The 21,867-nt window shown below is 66.5% G+C and carries 22 protein-coding genes; 10 read left to right on the forward strand and 12 right to left on the reverse strand.

Annotated features, from left to right (window positions below; genetic code table 11):
• Positions 1-6 precede the first annotated feature (6 nt).
• Positions 7-135, reverse strand: a complete 129-nt coding sequence (locus tag ACFPOB_RS02045; RefSeq protein WP_377795521.1) for a hypothetical protein — start codon at positions 133-135, stop codon at positions 7-9.
• Between the two features lie 190 nt (positions 136-325).
• Between ACFPOB_RS02045 and abc-f the strand changes: the two genes are divergently transcribed.
• Positions 326-2,191, forward strand: coding sequence for a ribosomal protection-like ABC-F family protein (abc-f, locus tag ACFPOB_RS02050; RefSeq protein ID WP_377795523.1), 1,866 nt, complete (start codon positions 326-328; stop codon positions 2,189-2,191).
• A 7-nt stretch (positions 2,192-2,198) separates the two neighbouring features.
• Here the strand turns inward: abc-f and ACFPOB_RS02055 are convergent, their stop codons facing one another.
• From ACFPOB_RS02055 to ACFPOB_RS02070, 4 genes are all read right to left on the reverse strand, one after another.
• On the reverse strand, positions 2,199-2,684 hold the full coding sequence (locus ACFPOB_RS02055) for a DUF2314 domain-containing protein (RefSeq protein ID WP_377795525.1): 486 nt from the start codon (positions 2,682-2,684) through the stop codon (positions 2,199-2,201).
• A 113-nt stretch (positions 2,685-2,797) separates the two neighbouring features.
• Entirely contained in the window at positions 2,798-3,208 is a 411-nt protein-coding gene (locus tag ACFPOB_RS02060; RefSeq protein WP_244543163.1) for a hypothetical protein, read from the reverse strand.
• Entirely contained in the window at positions 3,205-3,657 is a 453-nt protein-coding gene (locus tag ACFPOB_RS02065; RefSeq protein ID WP_377795527.1) for a DNA polymerase III subunit chi, read from the reverse strand. Before ACFPOB_RS02065 ends, ACFPOB_RS02060 begins: the two co-directional genes overlap by 4 nt.
• 48 nt (positions 3,658-3,705) lie before the next feature.
• Complete coding sequence (locus ACFPOB_RS02070) at positions 3,706-5,205, reverse strand: leucyl aminopeptidase (RefSeq protein ID WP_377795529.1); 1,500 nt, start codon at positions 5,203-5,205, stop codon at positions 3,706-3,708.
• Positions 5,206-5,386: 181 nt separating this feature from the next.
• Between ACFPOB_RS02070 and lptF the strand changes: the two genes are divergently transcribed.
• The 5 genes from lptF to rsmA all read left to right on the forward strand — a co-directional run bounded on the left by lptF (position 5,387) and on the right by rsmA (position 12,180).
• On the forward strand, positions 5,387-6,577 hold the full coding sequence (gene lptF, locus ACFPOB_RS02075) for an LPS export ABC transporter permease LptF (protein ID WP_092154168.1): 1,191 nt from the start codon (positions 5,387-5,389) through the stop codon (positions 6,575-6,577).
• Entirely contained in the window at positions 6,577-7,662 is a 1,086-nt protein-coding gene (lptG, locus tag ACFPOB_RS02080) for an LPS export ABC transporter permease LptG (protein ID WP_377795531.1), read from the forward strand. Before lptF ends, lptG begins: the two co-directional genes overlap by 1 nt.
• 36 nt (positions 7,663-7,698) lie before the next feature.
• On the forward strand, positions 7,699-10,263 hold the full coding sequence (locus ACFPOB_RS02085) for an LPS-assembly protein LptD (RefSeq protein ID WP_377795533.1): 2,565 nt from the start codon (positions 7,699-7,701) through the stop codon (positions 10,261-10,263).
• Between the two features lie 43 nt (positions 10,264-10,306).
• Positions 10,307-11,326, forward strand: coding sequence for a 4-hydroxythreonine-4-phosphate dehydrogenase PdxA (pdxA, locus tag ACFPOB_RS02090; protein WP_377795535.1), 1,020 nt, complete (start codon positions 10,307-10,309; stop codon positions 11,324-11,326).
• 62 nt (positions 11,327-11,388) lie between these two features.
• A complete protein-coding gene (gene rsmA / locus ACFPOB_RS02095) occupies positions 11,389-12,180 on the forward strand; it encodes a 16S rRNA (adenine(1518)-N(6)/adenine(1519)-N(6))-dimethyltransferase RsmA (RefSeq protein WP_377796042.1) in 792 nt (263 codons plus the stop codon).
• Here rsmA and gmk read toward each other — a convergent pair whose 3' ends face one another.
• The 7 genes from gmk to fabD form a co-directional block, all read right to left on the reverse strand.
• Positions 12,181-12,834, reverse strand: a complete 654-nt coding sequence (gene gmk / locus ACFPOB_RS02100) for a guanylate kinase (RefSeq protein ID WP_377795536.1) — start codon at positions 12,832-12,834, stop codon at positions 12,181-12,183.
• Complete coding sequence (locus ACFPOB_RS02105) at positions 12,834-13,715, reverse strand: YicC/YloC family endoribonuclease (RefSeq protein ID WP_377795538.1); 882 nt, start codon at positions 13,713-13,715, stop codon at positions 12,834-12,836. Before ACFPOB_RS02105 ends, gmk begins: the two co-directional genes overlap by 1 nt.
• 141 nt (positions 13,716-13,856) lie before the next feature.
• Positions 13,857-15,254, reverse strand: a complete 1,398-nt coding sequence (mltG, locus tag ACFPOB_RS02110) for an endolytic transglycosylase MltG (protein ID WP_377795539.1) — start codon at positions 15,252-15,254, stop codon at positions 13,857-13,859.
• Positions 15,255-15,388: 134 nt separating this feature from the next.
• A complete protein-coding gene (gene fabF / locus ACFPOB_RS02115) occupies positions 15,389-16,654 on the reverse strand; it encodes a beta-ketoacyl-ACP synthase II (protein ID WP_377795541.1) in 1,266 nt (421 codons plus the stop codon).
• A 64-nt stretch (positions 16,655-16,718) separates the two neighbouring features.
• On the reverse strand, positions 16,719-16,952 hold the full coding sequence (locus ACFPOB_RS02120; protein WP_043236751.1) for an acyl carrier protein: 234 nt from the start codon (positions 16,950-16,952) through the stop codon (positions 16,719-16,721).
• Positions 16,953-17,322: 370 nt separating this feature from the next.
• Positions 17,323-18,060 (reverse strand): 3-oxoacyl-[acyl-carrier-protein] reductase, encoded by a 738-nt coding sequence (gene fabG / locus ACFPOB_RS02125; protein WP_377795543.1) that lies wholly within the window; start codon positions 18,058-18,060, stop codon positions 17,323-17,325.
• A 32-nt stretch (positions 18,061-18,092) separates the two neighbouring features.
• Complete coding sequence (gene fabD, locus ACFPOB_RS02130) at positions 18,093-19,037, reverse strand: ACP S-malonyltransferase (RefSeq protein ID WP_377795545.1); 945 nt, start codon at positions 19,035-19,037, stop codon at positions 18,093-18,095.
• Between the two features lie 346 nt (positions 19,038-19,383).
• Here fabD and rpsF point away from each other — a divergent pair, with 346 nt between their 5' ends.
• The 4 genes from rpsF to rplI all read left to right on the forward strand — a co-directional run bounded on the left by rpsF (position 19,384) and on the right by rplI (position 21,780).
• The gene (gene rpsF, locus ACFPOB_RS02135) at positions 19,384-19,836 is read left to right on the forward strand and encodes a 30S ribosomal protein S6 (RefSeq protein WP_377795547.1); all 453 of its coding nucleotides are present in this window, start codon (positions 19,384-19,386) and stop codon (positions 19,834-19,836) included.
• Between the two features lie 2 nt (positions 19,837-19,838).
• The gene (gene rpsR / locus ACFPOB_RS02140; protein ID WP_038367644.1) at positions 19,839-20,084 is read left to right on the forward strand and encodes a 30S ribosomal protein S18; all 246 of its coding nucleotides are present in this window, start codon (positions 19,839-19,841) and stop codon (positions 20,082-20,084) included.
• A 150-nt stretch (positions 20,085-20,234) separates the two neighbouring features.
• Complete coding sequence (locus ACFPOB_RS02145) at positions 20,235-21,179, forward strand: DUF2232 domain-containing protein (protein ID WP_377795549.1); 945 nt, start codon at positions 20,235-20,237, stop codon at positions 21,177-21,179.
• A 37-nt stretch (positions 21,180-21,216) separates the two neighbouring features.
• Positions 21,217-21,780 (forward strand): 50S ribosomal protein L9, encoded by a 564-nt coding sequence (rplI, locus tag ACFPOB_RS02150; protein ID WP_377795550.1) that lies wholly within the window; start codon positions 21,217-21,219, stop codon positions 21,778-21,780.
• The last annotated feature ends 87 nt before the right edge of the window (positions 21,781-21,867 follow it).

Here is a 21,867-nt window from a genome sequence, read left to right on the forward strand (position 1 = left end):
GCCTTATTAGACGCCGGGCAACGGCGAAAAGGCGGCGAGCGCAGCGGCGCTGCCGAGGACCAGAGCGAGCAGCGCGACGACGACGGCTGCGAGCGATACCCGGCGCGGTCGCCGGACCAGAGAGCCGAATTCCATGGATGCTCTTTGCGAATCAGTACGTTACCTTGCCCATGCATGCCCAGTCCGCTCGGCCACGCAGTGGCGGAAACATGGTGAATCCATGGCCATGCCCCTGGGGCAGCCGTGCTCTCGCGGGCCGCTCCGACGATTTCCTGCGGTTCCGCCGTTTCCCGCCGAGCAAAAAGCAGGCTAAACCCCGCTCGCCATGCTGACCCTGAACGACATCACCTACCGCCTCGGCGAACGCCTGCTGCTGGACAAGGCCAGCGCCTTCCTGCCGACTGGCTCGCGCGTCGGCCTTGTCGGGCGCAACGGCACCGGCAAGACCACGCTGTTCCGCATCATCACCGGCGATCTTTCGCCCGAAGGCGGCAACGTCGCCCTGCCCAAGGGCATGCGCATCGGCGGGGTGGCGCAGGAGGCCCCAGGCGGGCCCGAAACGCTGATCGAGGTCGTGCTGGCCGCCGATACCGAGCGTGCGGCGCTGATGACGGAGGCGCAGAGCGCGACAGACCCGATGCGGATCGCCGAGATCGAGACGCGGCTCGCCGATATCGGCGCCCATTCCGCGCCCGCTCGGGCCGCGACCGTATTGTACGGGCTCGGTTTCGACGAGGAGGCGCAGCAGCGCCCCTGCTCCGACTTCTCGGGCGGCTGGCGCATGCGCGTCGCGCTCGCAGCCGTGCTGTTCTCCGAGCCCGACCTGCTGCTGCTCGACGAGCCGACCAACTATCTCGATCTCGAAGGCACGCTCTGGCTCTACGACTATCTCGAGCGCTATCCGCATACGGTGCTGGTCGTCAGCCACGATCGCGAATTGCTCGACACCTGCGTCAATCACATCCTGCATCTCGACCAGGGCAAGCTCACCATCTACCGTGGCGGCTATAGCGACTTCGAGAAGCTCAGGGCCGAGAAGCAGGCGCATCTCGCCAAGGCACGCGAGAAGCAGGAGGCCGAGCGCAAGCACCTGCAATCCTTCGTGGACCGCTTCAAGGCCAAAGCATCGAAGGCCAGCCAGGCCCAGTCGCGCGTCAAGCGCCTGGAGAAGATGCAGGAGATCGCGGTCATCCAGGATCGCGACGTCCAGCCGTTCAATTTCCCCGCCCCCGAGCGGCCGCTCTCGCCGCCGATGATCGTGCTCGAGAGCGCCAGCGCCGGCTATGGCGAGCGCAAGGTGCTGCAGCGGCTTAACCTGAGCCTGGCGCCGGACGACCGCATCGCGCTGCTCGGCTCCAACGGCAACGGCAAATCGACCTTCTGCAAGCTGATCGGCGGGCGGCTCGCGCCGCTTTCGGGCGAGATGCGGCGCTCCTCGAAGCTGCAGACGGCCTATTTCGCCCAGCACCAGCTCGACGAGTTGCGGATGGAAGACACGCCGGTCGGCCATATCCGCGAGCTGATGCCGGATGCGCCCGAAGCGCGCGTGCGGGCGCGCACCGCGCAGATCGGCTTTCCCGCCAACAAGGCCGACACGCCGGTGAAGAACCTCTCCGGCGGCGAGAAGGCCCGATTGATGCTCGGCATCGCCACCTTCGGCGGCCCTCACCTGCTGATCCTCGACGAGCCGACCAACCATCTCGACATCGACAGCCGCACCGCGCTGGTCAACGCGATCAACGACTATCCCGGCGCCGTCATCCTGGTCAGCCACGATCGCTTCCTGATCGAGGCCTGCGCCGACCGGCTCTGGCTGGTCGGGGACGGCACCGTGAAGAGCTTCGACGGCGACATGGACGATTATCGCGACTTCGTGCTCGGTCGCGACAAGCCGGCCCAGCGCGGCAAGCCCGATGCCGAAGCCGCAGGCAAGGCCGAGGAGCGCAAGGGCGCGGCGGCAAAGCGCCAGGCACAAGGACCGCTCAGGCAGAAGCTCAACCTCGCCGAGGCACGCATCGCCAAGCTGACCGGGCTGATCGAGAAGGTCGACGGCGCGCTCGCCAACGGCGCCTTTGCGCGTGAGCCGGACAAGGCGCTGCAGCTCTCGCGCCAGCGCGGCGAACTGACCGAGGCGCTGGCCGCGGCCGAGGAGGAATGGTTGACGCTGAGCGAGGAGCTGGAGAGCGCCTGACGCCTTCTCAAGGCAGCGGCGCGAGCTTGAGGCCGAGCTCCCGGACCTGCGTCGGGGTGAGCTTCTTGATCGCGACGCGGGTAGTGTAGCTGCCGTACATCTGGCCGCCCGACATATAGTTCCAGTCGCTGACCATCGCGCTGCCGGTCCGGTAGCTGTCGCCCTTGTTCAACTTGTCGAGATGGACGGGATCGTTCGCGATCCTGCCGACGAAGACATCGCCTTCGATCGCCGTCAGGTTCATCCAGACGTGCTCGCGTCCGCGGTCATAGGGGATCGCGACCTTCACGGCATGGCGCTCGCCCCTGCCAGCGCGATAGAGCGCGACGAAATCCGGCAGCGTCCTGCGGGCTTCGGCGATCGCGTGGTTCATTTCGCGGTCCGAGGAGCGGAAGTCGATCACCTGCGCCGCCACGGGCGACACCGCCATCAGCGCAGCGCCTAAAAACCCAAGGCCACCGGGCACCACCCGCCTCTGCCATTCGACCTGCATCTCGCCACTCCCGCCTCTGCGCCTTCGGCCGTTCCGATCAACTCAGAAACGAGCCATCGATCGAACGGTTGCTTTGGTCGCGTCAGAGACGAAATCTTCGGCCGGCTGCTGTATCAGCCCTGCTGCTCCGGCTGGCCCGGCTTGACGATCCGGCTCAGACGGTTGTCGGTGAACAGGTAGATCTCGCGATTGCCCGGCTCGGAATAGAGCACCTGCACCTCGCGCTGGCCCCGGCCATTGTCGCCGATCAGCACGTCGGTCGGCCGCTTCGCCTTGAGCCTGACGAGCTCGCATTCGGTGATGCCGACGGCGATCTCCTTCGGCAGCGGGCGCGTCGAGGGATCGAGCGAGACATCGGCGCTGCATTCGCCCTCCGGCGTCAGCATCGCTTCTTGAGTCGAGACGCGGGCCGAGGCGCTGCTGCTGCGCGTGCCGCGCTCGTCGGAGACGAAGGAAAACCCGCCCATATCGACGGAGCAGCCGGCGAGCGCGGCCGCCAGAGCCAGGGCAACAGGAACTTTCACGCTTTTTTCTCCCAGCGGCCGGTCTCGTCCTGCTGCCAATAGGTGGCGGCGATGCCGAGCGTCCGCAGCTTTTTCCAGTCTTCACGGGCCGAGGCGAGCGCATTGGGATCGTCGCCGTCGAACATCAGGATGACGCGCTCGTAGGCGTCCAATGCGTCGGGAATGCGGACACCGTCAACGCAGAAGCGCACCTGCGCGCCGTTCGGGTTGTCGGAGTTCGTGGTGAGCACGATCGGGTTCGCAGCGGCATCCGGCTCGGCGGCCGTCGCATGCGGCAGGAAGGATTCGTCGGCATAGGTCCAGAGCCGGTCGTCGAGCCCGGCGAGGCGCTCGCGGCTCGACAATTCGACCACCGCCTTCCAGCCGCGGGAAAGTGATCGCTCGAGCAGGGTCGGAAGGACCTGTTCGAGCGGGCGCCCCTGCAGATGGTAGAACAGAACCTCGGCCATAATCCTAAGTCGGCTCAATCCTTTGCATGAATCGGTTGATGAGCCGAATCAGCTTTCGTAATGGTCCGCGACCAGACGGTGGAGCAGGCGCACGCCCCAACCCGAACCCCAGGACCGGTTGATCTCGCTGTTCGGCGAGCCCATGCCGGTACCGGCAATGTCGAGATGCGCCCAGGGCGTGTCGTTGACATGGCGCTGCAGGAACTGCGCCGCCGTGATCGAGCCGCCATGGCGTCCGGCCGAGTTCTTCATGTCGGCGAATTTGGAATCGATCATCTTGTCGTAGGCCGCCGAGAGCGGCATGCGCCAGACCGTCTCGCCGGTCGCCTTGCCGGCAGCCGTCAGCCGCTCCGACAATTCGTCGCTGTTGGAAAACAGCCCGGCATTCTCCTGCGCCAGCGCGACCAGTATCGCGCCGGTCAGCGTCGCCAGATTGACCATGAAGACCGGCTTGAAGCGTTCCTGCGTGTACCAGAGCACGTCGGCGAGGACGAGCCGGCCTTCCGCGTCGGTGTTGATGATCTCGATGGTCTGTCCGGAGAGCGAGGTTACGATGTCGCCAGGCCGCTGGGCCTTGCCGTCCGGCATGTTCTCGACCAGGCCGATCACGCCGACGGCGTTGACCTTGGCCTTGCGGGCGGCCAGCGCCTGCATCAGCCCGGTGACGCAAGCGGCGCCGGCCATGTCGCCCTTCATGTCCTCCATGCCGCCGGCTGGCTTGATCGAGATGCCGCCGGTGTCGAAGGTCACGCCCTTGCCGACGAAGGCGACCGGCTTGTCGCCCTTGGCGCCGCCGTTCCAGCGCATCACCACGACGCGGCTCTCGCGATGCGAGCCCTGGCCGACGCCGAGCAGGGCGCGCATGCCGATCTTCTTCAATTCCTTCTCGTCGAGAATCTCGACCTCGATCCCGAGTTTGTCGAGCTTTGCGGCGCGTTCGGCGAACTCCTCGGGGAAAAGGACGTTCGGCGGCTCGTTCACGAGATCGCGAGCGAACTCGACTCCGCCGGCGATCGCTTCGCGTGCCTTCAACGCCTTCTTGACCGCAGCCGGATCGGTTACGCGAAGCGTCACGGACTTCGGCTCGGCCTGGTCCTTGTCGCGGTCGCGGCTCTTGGTCTTGTAGCGGTCGAACACATAGCTCCTGAGGCGCAGGCCGAGCCCGATTTCGGCGATCTCGTCGGCAGACAGCTCACCCTCGGGCAGTGCCGCGATGATGTCGGCGCTGCGGCCATTGCCGAGACGGCCGGCAATGGCGCCGCCGAGTGCGGCGAAATCGAGCTTTCCGCGCTCTGATTCCGGGCCGATTCCGATCAAGATCAGGCGCTCATAGCCCGCGCCGTCCGGCGCGAGGAGCGCAAGGCCGGACAAGGCCTTGCCCTTGAAGCGCTCCGCGGCAGCGGCGCGCGCGATCAGCGCATGGGCACCCGAGCCGATCCAGTCCTCGGCCGTCTTCGGCGGTGCCAGCCTGTCCGAAACGAGGATGACCAGGTCCTCCCCGGCAATGGCGTTCAGGGCTTTGACCTCAAGCTTCAGGCGCTGCGACATCGAAGGCTCACGGGCTGCAGGATGGAGATGACGGGAAGAGCTGACCGGGCTCGGGGCTCGCAAAGGCCACAAACGATTCCCGTTTGCGCCATGATCGAAGCTATACCATAGGGAGTTCGAGGCGAGCCGTCCAAGGGGAGCGCCTTCGTCAAGGATCGCAGGCCCCAGGACCATTCCCCTCGTGCGTTTCGGACTTCTCGACCGCTACATTCTGAAGATCGCCGCCGGCGCCGCGGTGATTCTGCTCGTCGGCCTGACCAGCGTGATCTGGGTGACGCAGGCCCTGCGCGAGGTCGACCTGATCACCGGCAAGGGCCAGACGGTCCTGATCTTCTTCACCGTCACCTTGCTCTCGCTGCCGGCGCTGATCGCCGGTATCGCCCCCGTCGCGCTGTTCATGGCGACGCTCTACACGCTCAACAAGCTCAACAGCGATTCCGAGCTCATCGTGATGAACGCGGCCGGCGTCGCGCCCCGCCGACTGGCGCGGCCCTTCATCGCGCTGACGTTGCTGACCTCCGTCCTGGTCGGCTGGATATCGCTGTCGGTGATGCCTGCCGGCTTCCGGGCGCTGCGCGACCTGATCACGCTGATCCGCGCCGACTTCGTCGCCAACGTGGTCAAGGAAGGGCAGTTCGTCGCGCTCGATTCCGGCGTCACCTTCCATTATCGCGAGAAGCAGGGGCAGGCCCTGCTCGGCATCTTCATGCAGGACCGGCGCGACCCCAACCAGCCTGCGGTCTACATTGCCGAGCGTGGCCAATCGGCCGAGGCCGACGGCAATAGCTTCCTGATGCTGGAAAAAGGTACGATCCAGCGCGAGAGCCGCAGCCAGAACTCGAGCTCGATCATCTCGTTCGAGCGCTACGCACTCAATCTTTCCGCGCTGACAGGCGATGCCGACGGCGTCGGCGGCGAGGACGGCGCCAAGGTGATCTATAAGCCGCGCGAGCGTACGACCTGGGCGCTGCTGACGCAGGATACGAACGAGCCTTACTACAAGTACCAGGAAGGACGCTTCCGCGCCGAGCTGCACAACCGCCTATCGGCGCCGCTCTATCCGATCGCTTTCGTATTGGTCGCCCTCGCCATCCTCGGCGAGGCGCGCACCACCCGCCAGGGCCGTGCCGCCGCGATCCAGATCGCCATCTTCCTGGTCGGCGCCATCCGGATCGGCGCCTATGCCGCCTGGACCGCCAGTGTGCGCTCGCCTTTCGCGGCCACCCTGCTCTATATCCTGCCACTCGCCACGATCATCCTGTCGGCGTTCGCCATCGGCTTGGGCGCACACACCCGCCTGCTCGTCGACCGGCTGACCGAGCCGCTGGTTGCTCCTTTCGTTGCGTTGGCAGCGCGATTCCGGCGGGCCTGATGCTGCTGTTCACGACCTTCGGCCGTTATCTGACGCAGCGCTTCCTGCGCGCGATCCTGAGCGTGTTCGGTACGTTCTTCTTCCTGATCGCGACCCTCGATTTCGTCGAGTTGATGCGGCGCGCCGGCGATTCGCCGACCGCGACGACCCCGAGCATCATCCAGCTGGCGCTCTACCGCGCTCCCTCGGTCGCCGAGCAGATATTTCCCTTCGCCGTGTTGTTCGGCGGCATGTTCGCTTTGCTCAATCTGAGCCGAAAGCTGGAGCTGGTCGTGGCGCGCTCGGTCGGCATCTCGGCCTGGCAGTTCCTGCAGCCGGCAGCGTTGGTCGCGGGGCTGGTCGGGCTGGTCTCGATCGGAATCTATAACCCGATCGCCGCCGAGCTGAAACAGCGAGCCTCGGCGCTCGAGGCCTCGCTCTTCATCAGGACGGGTCAAACGCTCGGCAAGGAGATCTGGCTTCGCCAGCGCAGCGTCGATGGCCAGGCGATCATCCGGGCCGCGGCCGCGCTGGAAGGCGGCGTCGGACTTGCCCAGGTCGCCTTCTTCACGTTTTCGCCAGATGGCGGCTTCAGCGAGCGCATCGAGGCGAAACAGGCCGTGCTCTATCGGGGCTATTGGGAGCTGTCGGAAGTTCGTGTCGTCTCGGCCACGGAAGAGCCACAGAGCTACTCGACATATCTCGTCGCGACGACGCTGGAGCCGGATCAGGTGCGACAAAGTTTCACTCCGCCTGATTCCGTCGGCTTCTGGTCGATGCCGGCCGTCCTCGACCGAACCTTGAGGGCTGGGCTCGACACGACACGCTACGAATTGCGTTATGAATCCCTCAAAGCACGGCCGCTGCTGATGATCGCAATGATCTTGGTCGCAGCATCCGTTTCCTTAAGATTTTTCCGGTTTGGTGGTGTGACCAGACTGGTGGTAGGTGGCGTTGCGGCTGGGTTCGTGCTCTATGTTGCGACGCAGTTATCTGAGGAGCTGGGCTCATCGGGCATCGTCAACGCCTCGGTGGCCGCGTGGCTGCCCGCAATCGTGGGCACGCTGCTTGGCGCGCTTGCCCTCCTCCATCAGGAAGATGGCTGAGAATACGGTGGCTATGGTTAATTTTGGATTGAGTTCATGGCTTCCGGCGTAAGACGCGTCATGCGCCTTGCGGCTGCGACCGCGCTGGTGACGACACTCGCCCCGGTCCTCGGCTGGACGAGCCTGGCCTATGCCCAAACTCCGGCGGCCAAGCCGCAGGAGCGTATGGTCGTCGATGCGCGCGAGCTCGTCTACGACAAGGACAACAACACCGTCTCCGCAGTCGGCGATGTCCAGATTCTCTACCAAGGCCGCACGATCGAAGCCGATCGCGTCGTCTATGACCGCCAGAGCAAGCGCGTCGTGGCGACCGGCAACGCCCGCATCACCGAAGCCAACGGCACTGTGATCACCGGCGACCGCTTCAATCTGACCGACGATTTCCGCGACGGCTTCATCGACTCGCTGCGCGTCGTGAACACCGACAAGACCCGCTTCTCGGCGCCGCGCGCCGAGCGCACCGACGGCGAGGTCTTCGTCTTCGACAAGGGCATCTACACCGCCTGCGAGCCCTGCGTCGATCAGCCCGAGCGCCCGCCGTTCTGGCAGGTCCGCGCGGCTCGGATCATCCACAAGAAGTCCGAGCAGATGATCTATTACGAGGATGCCCGGCTGGAGTTCGCCGGCGTCCCGATCGCCTATGTGCCGTTCATGTCGGGACCGGACGCGACGGTCAAACGCAAGACCGGCTTCCTGGCGCCGAAGTTCATCAACACCTCGGCGCTGGGGTTCGGCGTCGGCCTGCCCTATTTCATCAATCTGGCGCCGAACTACGATCTGACGCTGACGCCGACCTATCTTTCGCGTCAGGGCCTCCTGGGCCAGGCCGAATGGCGGCATCGCTTCGTCAACGGTTCGTACGGCATCCGCGTCGCCGGCATCTTCCAGCGGGATCAGGACGCCTTCCTGAAAGGCCCGCTCGGCGGGGGGGACGACAAGTTCCGCGGCTCGGTGGAGACCTTCGGCAAGGTGTTCCTCAACCCGCGCTGGACCTTCAGCTGGGATATTGCCGGCTCGACGGATCGCTACTTCTACAAGAATTACCGGATCCGCAGCGAGAGCATCACCGCGACGAACTACCTGCAGGAATCGACCTCGACCGTCGCGCTTAACGGCCAGAGCCCGAATGCCTGGTTCGACATGCGCGGCTATTACTTCCAGCCGCTGACCTACAACGACTGGCAGAAGCAGCAGCCGATCGTGGCGCCGGTGGTCGACTACAACAAGCGGATCCATAAGCCGTCGATGATCGGCGGCGAGTTGTCGTTCACGGTCAACCTCACCCATCTGACCCGCGAGGCGGCTTCCTTCAAGGAGCTTCCGGTCCAGAAAACCTATCTGATCTCCAGCCCGGGCAATGCGGCGACGGGCGATCCTGCCTATTTGCTGTATGACGGGTGCGCGGTCTATCAGAAGGACAAATGCTTGGTCACGGGCCTTGCGGGCTCGATCGCAAGGGCGACCGCGCAACTCGACTGGCGGCGCAACATCGTCGACCCGATCGGCCAGGTCTGGACGCCTTACGCCTCACTCAGAGCCGACGTGTTCTCGATCAACCCGAACACGACGAAATACTTCAACGCCAATGTCACGACGATCGCCGATGCCTCGGACGAGGTCTTTGGCCGCGCGATGCCGGCGGTCGGCCTGATGTATCGTTTCCCCTTCGTCGCAACGACCTCCTGGGGCACCCACATCGTCGAGCCGGTCGCGCAGGTCGTGGCACGCCCGAACGAGACGAACAGCTTGCGCGTCGCCAACGAGGATGCGCAGAGCCTCGTCTTCGACGACACCAACCTGTTCGAGTGGAACAAGTTCTCCGGCTTCGACCGCGTCGAGGGCGGCAGCCGCGCCAATATCGGCCTGCGTTACAGCGGCACGTTCGGCAAGGATTCTTACGCTAGCCTGCTGGTGGGCCAGTCCTATCACCTCGGCGGTCGCAACTCCTACGCAAGCGGCGACCTGGTCAATACCGGCCTCAATTCGGGACTGGACACCCGCCGTTCCGACTTTGTCGCCAAGGCGCAATATCAGCCGTTCAAGGGCCTGCTGCTCCAGGGCGGCGGCCGCTTCAACGAGAGCACCTTCGAGGCGCAGCGAATCGACGCGTCGGCTGCGTTCAATTACAGGTTTCTCTCGACGACGATCGGCTATGGCCGTTACGAGCCGCAGCCCGACCTCGGCATTCCGCGCCGTCGCGAAGGCCTGAGCCTCACTCAGAGCATTTCCTTCGCCCAGTACTGGAGCGTGCGCGGCAGCGTTCTGTTCGATCTCGACAAATACAAGTACGACCGCGAACGCTATCGCGAGGCGTTGGCACTTCACCAGCAGTACCCCGCCTGGGTTTCCAATCCGGTCTATCCGAACACCGGCCCGCTCCAGGCGGCATCGACCTCGGTGGGGGTACGCTATCAGGACGAGTGCACGATCTTCGACGTATCCTATACGCAGTCTTACGCCGATCGCGCCGTCAACGGCTCGCGGTCGAGCGACACGCGGACCGTCATGTTCCGCCTCGAACTGCGCACGCTCGGCGAGATCAGCTATTCGCAAAATCTCGGCTCGAGCAGCTCGGGCGACGGTGTCGCCTCCAGCAACTGACGACCTTGCCGACGCTGTCGAAGGCAATCGGGAAGGCGCGCTCGTGAGCGTGCGCCTTCTGGCTTTGACGCAAGGCGATCCGGCCGGGATCGGCCCCGAGCTGGCGCTCGCCGCCTGGCGACTGCGCGAGGAACGGGCCATTCCGCCCTTCGCCTATCTCGGCTCGGTGGCGGTGCTCGCCGGGCTGAACGAGCGGCTCGGCCTGCGCGTGCCGGTGCGGCCGGTCGGCTGGGACCAGGCCGAAGCCTGTTTTGCGACAGCTCTGCCGGTGATCGCGCTCGAAAATGCCCCGCTGGCCCGAGCCGGAACGCCCGATCCGGCCAATGCAGTCGGCGTCATAGAGGCCATCGAGCGGGGTGTCGAAGCGGTCGAGACGGGGCGAGCTGCTGCGCTCGTCACCAATCCGATCGCCAAGAGCGTGCTTTACGCCGCCGGCTTCCAGCATCCCGGCCATACCGAGTTCCTGGCGGAATTGGCGGGCCGCGGCCGCGAAGCGACACCGCGGCCGGTGATGATGATCTGGTCGGAAGAACTCGCCGTCATTCCGGTGACGATCCACATCCCGTTGGAGGCGGTGCCACGGCAGCTGACGACGGAGCTGATCGTCGAGACTGGCCGGATCGCCGCATCCGACCTCACGCGCCGGTTCGGCGTCGCGCGTCCGCGACTGGCTCTGTGCGGGCTCAACCCGCACGCTGGCGAAGGCGGCTCGCTCGGCAAGGAGGATGCGGCGGTGATCGCGCCGGCCGTCGAGCAGTTGCGGGCGCTCGGCATCGAGGCGAGCGGCCCCTACCCGGCCGACACCCTGTTTCATGCGCGGGCACGTGCGGGCTACGACGTGGCGCTCGGCATGTATCACGACCAGGCGCTGATCCCGATCAAGACGATCGCCTTCGACGAGGGCGTCAACGTCACGCTCGGCCTGCCCTTCATCCGGACCTCGCCGGACCACGGCACCGCTTTCGACATCGCCGGCAAAGGCATCGCGCGGCCGGATAGCCTGTGCGCCGCCCTGCGGCTCGCGGCCCGCATGGCGGCGGCCGAGCGCGGAGAGCCGATGTGAGCGGCGCAACCAGCCAGGACGGGCTGCCGCCGCTGCGCGAGGTGGTCGAGCGCCATGGGCTGATGGCGCAGAAGGCGCTCGGCCAGAACTTCCTCTTCGATCTCAATCTGACCGGTCGGATCGCCCGGGCCGCCGGCCCGCTCGAAGGCCAGACCGTGGTCGAGATCGGCCCCGGCCCCGGCGGGCTGACCCGCGCCTTGCTGGCGAACGGAGCAGGCCGCGTCATCGCCATCGAGCGTGATCGGCGCTGCATGCCGGCACTGGCAGAGATCGCAGCCCATTACCCGGGCCAGCTCGATGTCGTCGACGGCGATGCGCTTGCGGTCGATCTCTCGAATCTGCTCGGCGGCAATCCGGCCCGGATCGTCGCCAACCTGCCCTATAATATCGGCACGCCACTGCTGGTCGGCTGGCTCAGCGCGGAGCCTTGGCCGCCCTGGTGGAGCTCGCTGACGCTGATGTTCCAGCGCGAGGTCGCAGAGCGCATCGTCGCGACGCCGGAGCAGCGCGCCGCTTATGGCCGCCTCGCCGTGCTCGCCAACTGGCGCTGCGAGACGAAGATCCTGTTCGACGTGCCCAAGACCGCCTTCGTGCCGCAGCCGAAGATCACCTCATCGATTGTCCAGCTGGTGCCGCGCCTTGAGCCGGAGCCCTGTGACCGACGCTTGCTCGAACGCGTGACGCTCGCGGCCTTCGGCCAGCGCCGGAAGATGCTGCGCCAGAGCCTGAAAGCCGTGCTCCCCGACCCAGCGGCTATGATCGAGGCTTCTGGCCTGTCGCAGACGATGCGAGCCGAGGAGGTCCCGGTCAGCGGCTTCGTCGCGCTCGCCAACGCGTTTGCTCCGCGGGGCTGATCAGTTGACCTGCTCGCTCAGCAGGCCCTCGACGAAAGCGGGCATGCCGGTGGCGCGGCTGCGCTTCAGCCTCTCTGCCGCCAGGATCGAGCGGACAGACTCATAGGCGGCGCCGAGATCGTCGTTGATGATGACGTAGTCGTAGACATTCCAGCGCGCGATCTCGTCGCGGGCGTTGGCGAGGCGGCGCGCGATCACCTCCGGCGCATCCTCGGCGCGCCGGACAAGCCGCGAGCGCAATTCGGCCATGGACGGCGGCAGGATGAAGATCGCGACGACGTCCTCACGCGCCTTCTCCAGGATCTGCTGGGTGCCCTGATAGTCGATGTCGAACAGGACATCGCGTCCGGCCTTGAGTGCGTCCTCGACCGGCTTGCGCGGCGTGCCGTAGCCATTGCCGTGGACCTCGGCCGATTCCAGGAGATCGTCGCGATCGCGCAGCTGGTCGAAGGCCTCGCGATCGATAAAGCGGTAATGGACGCCGTCGATCTCCGAGGGACGTCGTCCGCGTGTCGTCACCGAGATCGAGAGGTCGAGATTCGTCTCCTTCTGCGACAGCGTCCGCGTCAGCGTCGACTTGCCGGCGCCGGACGGCGAGGACAGGACCAGCATGAGGCCGCGGCGGGCCGGGCGAATGAGATCGGCCATCGCCATCACTCCACGTTCTGGACCTGCTCGCGCAGCTGGTCGACCGTCGTGCGCAGCTCCAATCCGATCCGCGACAGGCCGGGATCGCCGGCCTTGGCGCAGAGCGTGGAGGCCTCCCGGCCGAATTCCTGCGCCAGGAAATCGAGCTTGCGGCCGATCGGGCCGCCCTGGGCGAGTAGCTCGCGCAGCGCCGCGACATGGGCGTGGAGCCGGTCGATCTCCTCGCGGATATCGGCCTTTACCGCCAGAAGCGCGGCCTCTTGGTGCAGGCGCTGCGGCTCCAGCGCGGTGCTCGCTTCAAGCAGAGCAGCGACCTGCCCGGCAAGACGGGCGCGAATGGCTTCGACACTGCGGCCGGGATGACCTTCGGCTTCGACCGTCAGGCGGGCGATGCTGTCGAGATGGCCGGAGATGATCGCCTCGAGCGCCCGCCCCTCGGCGAGCCGCGCCTGCTTCAGCGCCGCGATCGTCTCCGCCAACGCTGCCAGCACCGGCTCGTCGAGCTCCGACAGCGCATCGCCGCTCTCGTCGGATAGCTCGACGACGCCGCGGATCGCGAGCAGGCCGTCAAGTGTCGCAGGGGCGATGCCGCCCGGCAGCTTCACCTGGCTTGCGGCCTCGATCAGGGCGGCGAGCGCCTCCTGATTGATGCGCGGGCGCGGGGCCGACGCTTCGCTGGTGATCGCCAGGCTGACATGGAGGGTGCCGCGCGCGAAGGCGGCGGAGAACTGCTTGCGCGCCGCTTCCGATAAGCTTTCAAAACCCGGGGGAACGCGGACACGGACATCGAGGCCGCGGCCATTGACGCTGCGAACCTCCCAGGCGAAGGCGTGCGCCCCGGTCGTGCCGGCCGCGCGCGCGAACCCCGTCATGCTTTCGATCGCCATCGGCGCCTGTCTTCCTTCTCGCAACCACATGCTGGCGCGAATTCAGATCGTTCGGCGGGAACGGCCAAGCGGAATGCGCGACGCGCGCGGACCCTATTCAGGCCCGGCACCGACGACAAGCGGCAGATGTGGACAGCTCGGTCAGGGCTTCAGCTGCGGGACCTGCTTGGGGCTGTTGAGATCGAAGGTCTTGTTCAGCAGCGGATCGCGCGCCGTGCCTTCGGAGGCGTCGAAGGCGCGCGCTCTCGTGCCAGCCGGACCGTTAGCTGCGCCGGCCTGAACCGGCTGAGCTGCGGCCGCACGGCGATTGCCGGGAACCGGGAATGTCTCGGGCTCGGACGGGTCCGCTGCCTGATTGTCCGGGCGGCCGGCGGCCGGCGCCTCGGTGCGCTGGTCCGGCCCCTGCGGCGGCTCGGCTCGGTCGACGCCACCATCGACGGCAGGCCGGCCGGACTCGCGCCTTGCCGCTTCAACCTGGCGCCAGCGCGCGACGTTGCGGTTGTGCTGCTCCAGGGTCTCGGCGAAGGCGTGACCACCACTGCCGTCCGCGACGAAGTAGAGATCCTTGGTCCGTGAATGGTTGACCACCGCTTCCAGCGCCGCACGGCCCGGATTGGCGATCGGTCCCGGCGGCAGGCCGTCGATCACATAGGTGTTGTAGGGCGTCGGCTGGGTGATCTCGGAGCGCGTGATTCCACGCCCGAGCGTGCCCTTGCCGCCGACGAGGCCGTAGACGATCGTCGGGTCGGATTGCAGCTTCATCTTGCGGTTCAGCCGGTTGATGAAAACGCCGGCGACGCGCGGCCGCTCATCCGCCCGCCCCGTCTCCTTCTCGACGATCGAGGCGAGGATCACCAGCTCGGCCGGTGTCTTGATCGGCAGGTCGGCCGGACGCTTGGCCCAGACCTCGTTCAGGATGCGGCGCTGGTCGCGCGTCATCCGGTCGACGATGGCCTGACGGGTCGAGCCGCGCTGGAACTTGTAGGTGTCGGGCAGGATCTGCCCCTCGCGCGGCACCTGGATGACGTCGCCGGCGAGCAAATCGTTCTGCTGCAGGCGAGCCATGATCTGCTCGCTGGTCAGTCCCTCGGGGATGGTGATCGAATGCTCGACCGCCTTGCCCTCGGCGATGACGTCGAGAATGTCCTTCTGGCTGGCGCGCGCCTTGAACAGGTATTCGCCAGCCTTCAGGCTGGCCGCCTTGCCAGAGGTGTAGGCTGCGACCTTGAAGGCCCAGGGGTGCTCGATCAGCCCCTCGCGCTGCAGCAGGTCGGCGATCTCCGTCACCCCGCTCTCTTTCGGGATGATCAGGACACGATCGGTGGCGAGCGGTCCCGGCGCCTTGCTGCGGCTGTCGAGATAGGCGATGCCGCCGCCCAGCGCTCCGGCCAGGACGAGGGCCGTCGTGAACAGACCGCTAAGGAGGGCGATGAAGGGCGAGCGTCGGCGTTTACGCACCTTCGGCGGCGGAGCCGGCGGCGCGACGGGCTTCAATGCCTCGTTGGGACTCCGCGGCGCGACGCGAGGCGGCTGACTCATGATGCTTTCGCCCGATTCCCTGACATCGCGCGCGGCGATGCCGGCGTCGATCCAATCTACTGGCTGTGCCGGCCGCATACTGGCACGGCGGCGGCGACAGGCTAGCGAAAATTGTGGCGAAAGCGCGCTTGTCCTCAGTCGGCCAAGCGACGCATCACCAGCGAGGCATTTGTGCCGCCGAAACCGAAGGAATTCGACAGGGCGACGTCGACCTTCCGCGTCTTGGCCTTGTGCGGCACGAGGTCGATCTCGGTCTCGACGGACGGATTGTCGAGGTTGATCGTCGGCGGCACGATCTGGTCGCGGATCGCCAGAACCGAGAAGATCGCCTCGATCGCGCCGGCGGCGCCGAGCAGATGGCCGGTCGCCGACTTGGTCGAGGACATCGCCGGACGCTGCGGCGCATTCGCGAGCAGACGCTCGACGGCGCGCAGCTCGATCTCGTCACCGACCTGCGTCGAGGTGCCATGCGCGTTGATGTAATCGACATCCGAGGCGCGCAGACCCGCGCGTTTCAACGCCGCCTGCATGCAGCGATAGGCGCCGTCGCCATCCTCGGAGGGCGACGTGATGTGGTAGGCGTCGCCCGACATGCCGTAGCCGACGATCTCGGCATAGATGCGCGCGCCGCGGGCCCTGGCGTGCTCGAGCTCCTCGAGCACGACGACGCCGGCGCCCTCGCCCATGACGAAGCCGTCGCGGTCCTTGTCATAGGGGCGCGAGGCCTTTCCGGGCGTCTCGTTGAAGCCGGTCGAGAGTGCGCGGCAGGCGCAGAAGCCGGCGATGCCGATGCGGTTGATCGCTGATTCCGCGCCGCCCGCCAGCATGACCTCCGCATCGCCGAGCGCGACCATGCGGGCCGCATCGCCAATGGCGTGGGCGCCGGTCGAGCAGGCGGTGACGACGGCGTGATTCGGCCCCTTCAAACCATGCTCGATCGAGACATAGCCGGCGGCGAGATTGCTGAGTCGGCCGGGGATGAAGAATGGCGAGAGCCGGCGCGGGCCGCGCTCCTTCAAGAGGAGCGAAGCGTCGTAGATCCCGCCGAGCCCGCCGATGCCGGAACCGATGGCGACGCCGGTCGCGATCTGGTCCTCGTAGCTCTCGGGCTTCCAGCCGGAATCGCGCAGCGCCTGCGTCGCCGCGGCCATGGCGAAGATGATGAAATCGTCGACCTTGCGCTGCTCTTTCGGCTCCATCCAATCATCGGGATTGAAGGTACCGTTCGAGCCGTCGCCGCGCGGTACGATGCAGGCGATCTGGGCCGGCAGGTCGGAGACGTCGAAAGTGTTGATCGGGCCGGCGCCGCTCTCGCCAGCCAGAATGCGCGACCAGCTCGGCTCGACCCCGCAGCCGAGCGGGGTCACCATGCCCAGTCCGGTGACGACGACACGTCGCATCAGTCTTCCTCAATTCAGCTCCGGCGCGTTGGAGCGACTCCAGCGCGCCGGGGCCAAGGCCTTGTCAGGCCGACTTCGACAGGAACTTGACCGCGTCGCCGACGGTCACGATCGTCTCGGCCGCGTCGTCCGGAATCTCGACGCCGAATTCTTCCTCGAACGCCATGACCAACTCGACCGTGTCGAGGCTGTCCGCGCCGAGGTCTTCGATGAAATTGGCGCCCTCGACAACCTTCTCCGGCTCAACGCCGAGGTGCTCGATCACGATCTTCTTCACGCGCTCGGCGACATCGCTCATGGGTCTTTCCCTCAAACCTCGAAAACACACCGCTGAATGCGACGCGTGGGTGAAAACTGATTTCCCGGCCCGGATCCTTCGCCTGGCGGCGGACCACGCCGGGAGTTCATGGCTGCACAAACGCAACAACCGGGCCGGCGTCAAGTCCCAAGAGCACGCGCCGATCAGATTGCAACCCAATCTGATCGGATCCCGCGTTCTCCAACAGGAGAGCGGAGACGGATTCACCGATCAGGCTGATTCAGCCTGATCGGATCCGGCTCCAGACACCGATCGGCGCTTGGCCGGCTGGGTCATTAACACACTCGTAATGGGCTGGCGAGAGCGCAGCTCAAACCTCCAGGCATATCAAAGAATCCAGCTAACCGTCTTAGATCATTGTCATTCCGCCGTTGACATGCAGGGTCTGCCCGGTCACGTAACCGGCCTCTTCGCTGGCGAGATAGGCCACGGCGGCGGCGACATCCGCTCCCTGCCCGAGACGGCCCATCGGCACGTCGGCGAGAATGCCCTCGCGCTGCTTGTCGTTCAGCACATCGGTCATCGGCGACTCGATGAAGCCGGGCGCGACGACGTTGACGGTGATGTTGCGGCTCGCCACTTCCGCGGCCAGCGACTTCGACATGCCGATCAGCCCGGCCTTGGAGGCGGCGTAATTGCCCTGCCCCGGATTACCGCTGGTGCCGACGACGGAGCCGATCGAGACGATGCGGCCATAACGCCGGCGCATCATGCTCTTCACCGCCGCGCGCGAAAGCCGGAAGGCGGCGGTCAGATTGACGGCAAGGACGAGGTCCCAGTCCTCGTCCTTGAGACGCATGAAGAGGTTGTCACGGGTCACGCCGGCATTGTTGACGAGGATGTCGAGCCCGCCGAGCTTCGCTTCGGCCGCCGGCACCAGCGCCTCGACCGACTCGCGATTCGACAGATCGCAAGGCGTAACCTCGGCCCGCTCGCCAAGCTCGTTCGCCAGCGCCTCGAGCGCCTCGACACGCGTGCCGGACAAGGCAACGGTCGCACCCTGGGCATGAAGCCGGCGCGCGATCGCGCCGCCGAGGCCACCAGTGGCGCCGGTGACCAGCGCCTTCTTTCCCGTCAGATCGAGCATGATGCCTCCCTTGTCCCCGGCTTTGGTGCCGGTCAGCCCTTCTGGGCCTTGTAAGCCGCGACGTCGTCGGGCGAGCCGATCGACGCTGCCGCAGTTCCTGCCGCGATGCGCTTGACCAGGCCGGCGAGCACCTTGCCCGAGCCGACCTCATAGAACTGGGTCACGTTCGCCGCCGCCATCGCCTCGACGCATTCGCGCCAGCGTACGGTGCCGGTGACCTGTGCCACCAGCGAGGCGCGGATGGCGGCGGGATCGCTGAGCGGCGCGGCGCCGACATTCGCCATCACCGGCACGACCGGCGCCTGCATCGCGACCTCGGTGAGCGCCGCCTGCATGGCTTCGGCCGCCGGCTGCATCAGGGCGCAATGGAAGGGCGCGGAGACCGGCAGCAGCATGGCGCGGCGCACGCCACGCTCGCCAGCGAGCGCGATCGCCCGCTCGACCGCCGCCTTGGCGCCGGAGAGCACGACCTGCCCGCCGCCATTGTCATTGGCCGCCTGGCAGACCTCCCCCTGCGCAGCATCGGCCGCGATCGCACGGGCCTGGTCGAGCTCGACGCCGAGCAGCGCCGCCATGGCGCCCGCCCCGGCCGGCACCGCCTTCTGCATGGCGTCGCCGCGGATTCGCAGCAAGCGAGCCGCATCGCCGATCGAAAAGGTGCCGGCCGCAGCCAGCGCCGAATATTCGCCGAGCGAATGGCCGGCGACGAAGGCGGCGTCGTTCTTCAGCGAGAGGCCGGCCTCGGCCTCGAGCACGCGGATCGCGGCGAGGCTCACCGCCATCAGCGCCGGCTGGGCGTTGGCGGTCAGGGTGAGCTCCTCGCCCGGACCTTCCCACATCAAGGTGGAGAGATTCTGCGAGAGCGCGGCATCGACTTCGTCGAAGACGGCGCGCGCCACCGGAAAGGCTTCGGCGAGCGCCTTGCCCATGCCGACCGCCTGCGAACCCTGCCCTGGAAAGATGAAAGCCGTCGTCATGCCGCAATGGTCCTGAAAAACGATGCTTGGTTAACAAGTTGGCGCGCACTCGCACCGTGCAGCCGGCCAAGTCAAGGCGGTTATGCGACGAAAGTGGAGCTTTACCGGTATTTCCCGATGTTTTCGGCTTGCATGATCCACCGTCCCACTGTAACGACCGCCTCGGTTTGTTCGGCCGGAGGCTGAACGGACGGCGAGGCAATTCCCGCAAGGAAGCGTTTCGTAGGCTCCTCATCGAAGGGCCGCCGTCCCGTGTCTCCGCCTTCGAAGAAATCCTGTCGGGCCTTTATCCAGGGCTCGGAGGGCTCCGCGTCGAACGAAACCGGTGAACGAAGAAAGGCCAATCATGGCATTGTACGAGCACGTTCTGCTCGCGCGGCAAGACGTCAGCGCGCAGCAGGTCGAGGCCCTTGTCGAGCAGTTCAAGGGCATCGTCGAGGCGAATGGCGGATCCGTCCCCAAGGTCGAGTACTGGGGCGTGAAGTCGCTGGGCTATCGCATCAAGAAGAACCGCAAGGCGCATTACTCGCTGCTGAACATCAACGCTCCCGCGGCGGCCGTCGCCGAGATGGAGCGCCAGATGCGCATCAACGAGGACGTGCTGCGCTTCATGACCATCCGCGTCGAGGAACTCGAGGAAGGTCAGTCGGTCATGCTGCAGAAGCGCGACCGCGACGAGCGTAGCGATCGCTTCGACCGTGGCCCAGGCGGCGGCGACCGCTTCGATCGCGGCCCGCGCCGCGAGCGCCCGCGTCGTGAAGACGAAGCGACCACCACCGAGACCGCTGGGGAGGCCTGAGCATGTCGACTGCATCCGCCGGCGCCCGCCGCCCCTTCTTCCGCCGTCGCAAGTCCTGCCCGTTCTCGGGCGAGGGCGCGCCGAAGATCGACTACAAGGATGTGCGCCTGCTCTCGCGCTACATCTCCGAGCGCGGCAAGATCGTGCCGTCGCGCATCACGGCCGTTTCGGCCAAGAAGCAGCGCGAGCTCGCCCAGGCGATCAAGCGCGCCCGCTTCCTCGGCCTGCTGCCCTACGTCATCCGCTGAGCGGGTGAGGAGTTCCCCGGCGGCGCCCAGCGCCGCCGGGTTTTCGATTTCACGTGAACTTTAGTCGCCAGGCGGTGAAAACCCGTCTGGTATGTTGAGGCCACAGCCTCTCACCCTGCCCTTTTCGAGCAGCGGGACAGCAGGACGGATATGCTTCCCATCGTCGGCATCGGCGCCGGGCTGGTCTCAGCCCTTCTGTTCACAGTGGTGATCACCGGATCGCCGCTGGCTCTGCTGCTGTCCTATGTCGCCCCGCTCCCGGTCCTAATCGCCGCCCTCGGTTGGAACCACCGCGCCGGGCTGGTGGCGGTCGCCGCCGGCACGCTCGCCGTCACCGTCGTGCTCAAGCTCTCGCTCGGGCTCGCCTTTGCCATCGGTGCTGCCCTCCCGGCCTGGTGGATCGCCTATCTTGCTTTGCTCGCCCGCGGCGACGGCCAGGGCAACAGCGAATGGTACCCGCTCGGGCGCCTGCTGGTCTGGATCGCCACCGTCGCGACCCTCGTGACAATCGGCGGCGCGCTCGCGATCTCGACCGATTTCGAGACCTATCACCGCGTGATGACGCATGGCCTGCAGCTCGTGCTGACGGGCGGCCAGGGCATCGGCCCGGTGGTGCGCCTGCCGGCCGGCGTCGACGCCGGCGAGCTCGCTGCCCGGCTCGCCGCGCTGGTGCCCGCTGCCGCCGGCGCCTCCTTCGTGCCGATGATCGTCGCCAATCTCTGGCTTGCGGCCAAGGCGGTCCAGCTCTCCGGCCGACTACCGCGGCCCTGGCCTTTCATTCCCTCGACCCACCTGCCGCCGATGGCCGTGGCCGGCCTCATCGGCGGCATTCTGCTGAGCCTTGCCGGCGGTTTCGTCGGCCTTGCCGGCGCGGCTCTCTCCGGCGCGCTGATCGCCGCCTTCGGCCTCTCGGGGCTTGCCGCCGTGCACGATCTCAGCCGTGGCAAAGCCTGGCGAGCGCCGAGCCTGTTTGCGCTCTACCTCGCGCTGGTGATCATGCTGATCACCATTTTCCCATTCCTCGCGCTGCTCGGCATCGCCGACGCGCTGATCGACCTTCGCCGGCGCAAGCCGCCGGCGTCGCCCGCTGCCTGAACCCAACGTCTATTCGTAAACTCGAAGGAGAAGACCCATGGAAGTGATCCTGCTCGAACGCGTCGCCAAGCTCGGCCAGATGGGTGAGACCGTCCGCGTCCGCGACGGCTATGCCCGTAATTTTCTGCTCGCCCGTGGCAAGGCCCTGCGCGCCACCGAAGAGAACAAGAAGCGCTTCGAGACCCAGCGCGCCCAGCTCGAGACCCGCAATCTCGAGCTGAAGCGCGAGGCCGACTCGGTCGCCGAGAGCCTGAACGGCCAGTCGGTCGTGATCCTGCGCCAGTCGGGCGAGTCCGGCGTGCTGTACGGTTCGGTCTCGACCCGCGACATCGCCGAGGCGCTGAGCGCTGCCGGCTTCACGGTCGACCGCAACCAGGTCACGCTCAACACTCCGATCAAGACCCTCGGCCTGCACACCGTCCCGGTCGTGCTGCACCCTGAAGTCTCGGTCACCGTGACCGTGAACGTCGCCCGCTCCGCCGAGGAAGCCGAGCGCCAGGCCGCCGGCGAGAACGTCACCGCCCGCGAGGAGTTCGACCTCGACGATCTCGGCCTCGAGGTCGGTGCGGCGCTGGCAGAGGCCGGCGACGACGACCGCTGAGCCCTTTCAGAGGCTTGCACGAGTCAATGGGCGCCGTGGCAACACGGCGCCCTTTTTCATGCGCTGTGGACAGCGTGCAGAGTTGGC

The organism is Allobosea eneae (genome assembly GCF_042657265.1).
In the GTDB taxonomy this organism is placed as follows: domain Bacteria; phylum Pseudomonadota; class Alphaproteobacteria; order Rhizobiales; family Beijerinckiaceae; genus Allobosea; species Allobosea eneae.

Bases quoted from the DNA above. Each gene is read 5' to 3' on its own strand.
- ACFPOB_RS02045 (WP_377795521.1), bottom strand. From the start codon at position 135: ATGGAATTCGGCTCTCTGGTCCGGCGACCGCGCCGGGTATCGCTCGCA.
- abc-f (WP_377795523.1), top strand. From the start codon at position 326: ATGCTGACCCTGAACGACATCACCTACCGCCTCGGCGAACGCCTGCTG.
- ACFPOB_RS02055 (WP_377795525.1), bottom strand. From the start codon at position 2,684: ATGCAGGTCGAATGGCAGAGGCGGGTGGTGCCCGGTGGCCTTGGGTTT.
- ACFPOB_RS02065 (WP_377795527.1), bottom strand. From the start codon at position 3,657: ATGGCCGAGGTTCTGTTCTACCATCTGCAGGGGCGCCCGCTCGAACAG.
- ACFPOB_RS02070 (WP_377795529.1), bottom strand. From the start codon at position 5,205: ATGTCGCAGCGCCTGAAGCTTGAGGTCAAAGCCCTGAACGCCATTGCC.
- lptG (WP_377795531.1), top strand. From the start codon at position 6,577: ATGCTGCTGTTCACGACCTTCGGCCGTTATCTGACGCAGCGCTTCCTG.
- ACFPOB_RS02085 (WP_377795533.1), top strand. From the start codon at position 7,699: ATGGCTTCCGGCGTAAGACGCGTCATGCGCCTTGCGGCTGCGACCGCG.
- rsmA (WP_377796042.1), top strand. From the start codon at position 11,389: ATGGCGCAGAAGGCGCTCGGCCAGAACTTCCTCTTCGATCTCAATCTG.
- gmk (WP_377795536.1), bottom strand. From the start codon at position 12,834: ATGGCGATGGCCGATCTCATTCGCCCGGCCCGCCGCGGCCTCATGCTG.
- ACFPOB_RS02105 (WP_377795538.1), bottom strand. From the start codon at position 13,715: ATGGCGATCGAAAGCATGACGGGGTTCGCGCGCGCGGCCGGCACGACC.
- mltG (WP_377795539.1), bottom strand. From the start codon at position 15,254: ATGAGTCAGCCGCCTCGCGTCGCGCCGCGGAGTCCCAACGAGGCATTG.
- fabF (WP_377795541.1), bottom strand. From the start codon at position 16,654: ATGCGACGTGTCGTCGTCACCGGACTGGGCATGGTGACCCCGCTCGGC.
- ACFPOB_RS02120 (WP_043236751.1), bottom strand. From the start codon at position 16,952: ATGAGCGATGTCGCCGAGCGCGTGAAGAAGATCGTGATCGAGCACCTC.
- fabG (WP_377795543.1), bottom strand. From the start codon at position 18,060: ATGCTCGATCTGACGGGAAAGAAGGCGCTGGTCACCGGCGCCACTGGT.
- fabD (WP_377795545.1), bottom strand. From the start codon at position 19,037: ATGACGACGGCTTTCATCTTTCCAGGGCAGGGTTCGCAGGCGGTCGGC.
- rpsF (WP_377795547.1), top strand. From the start codon at position 19,384: ATGGCATTGTACGAGCACGTTCTGCTCGCGCGGCAAGACGTCAGCGCG.
- rpsR (WP_038367644.1), top strand. From the start codon at position 19,839: ATGTCGACTGCATCCGCCGGCGCCCGCCGCCCCTTCTTCCGCCGTCGC.
- ACFPOB_RS02145 (WP_377795549.1), top strand. From the start codon at position 20,235: ATGCTTCCCATCGTCGGCATCGGCGCCGGGCTGGTCTCAGCCCTTCTG.
- rplI (WP_377795550.1), top strand. From the start codon at position 21,217: ATGGAAGTGATCCTGCTCGAACGCGTCGCCAAGCTCGGCCAGATGGGT.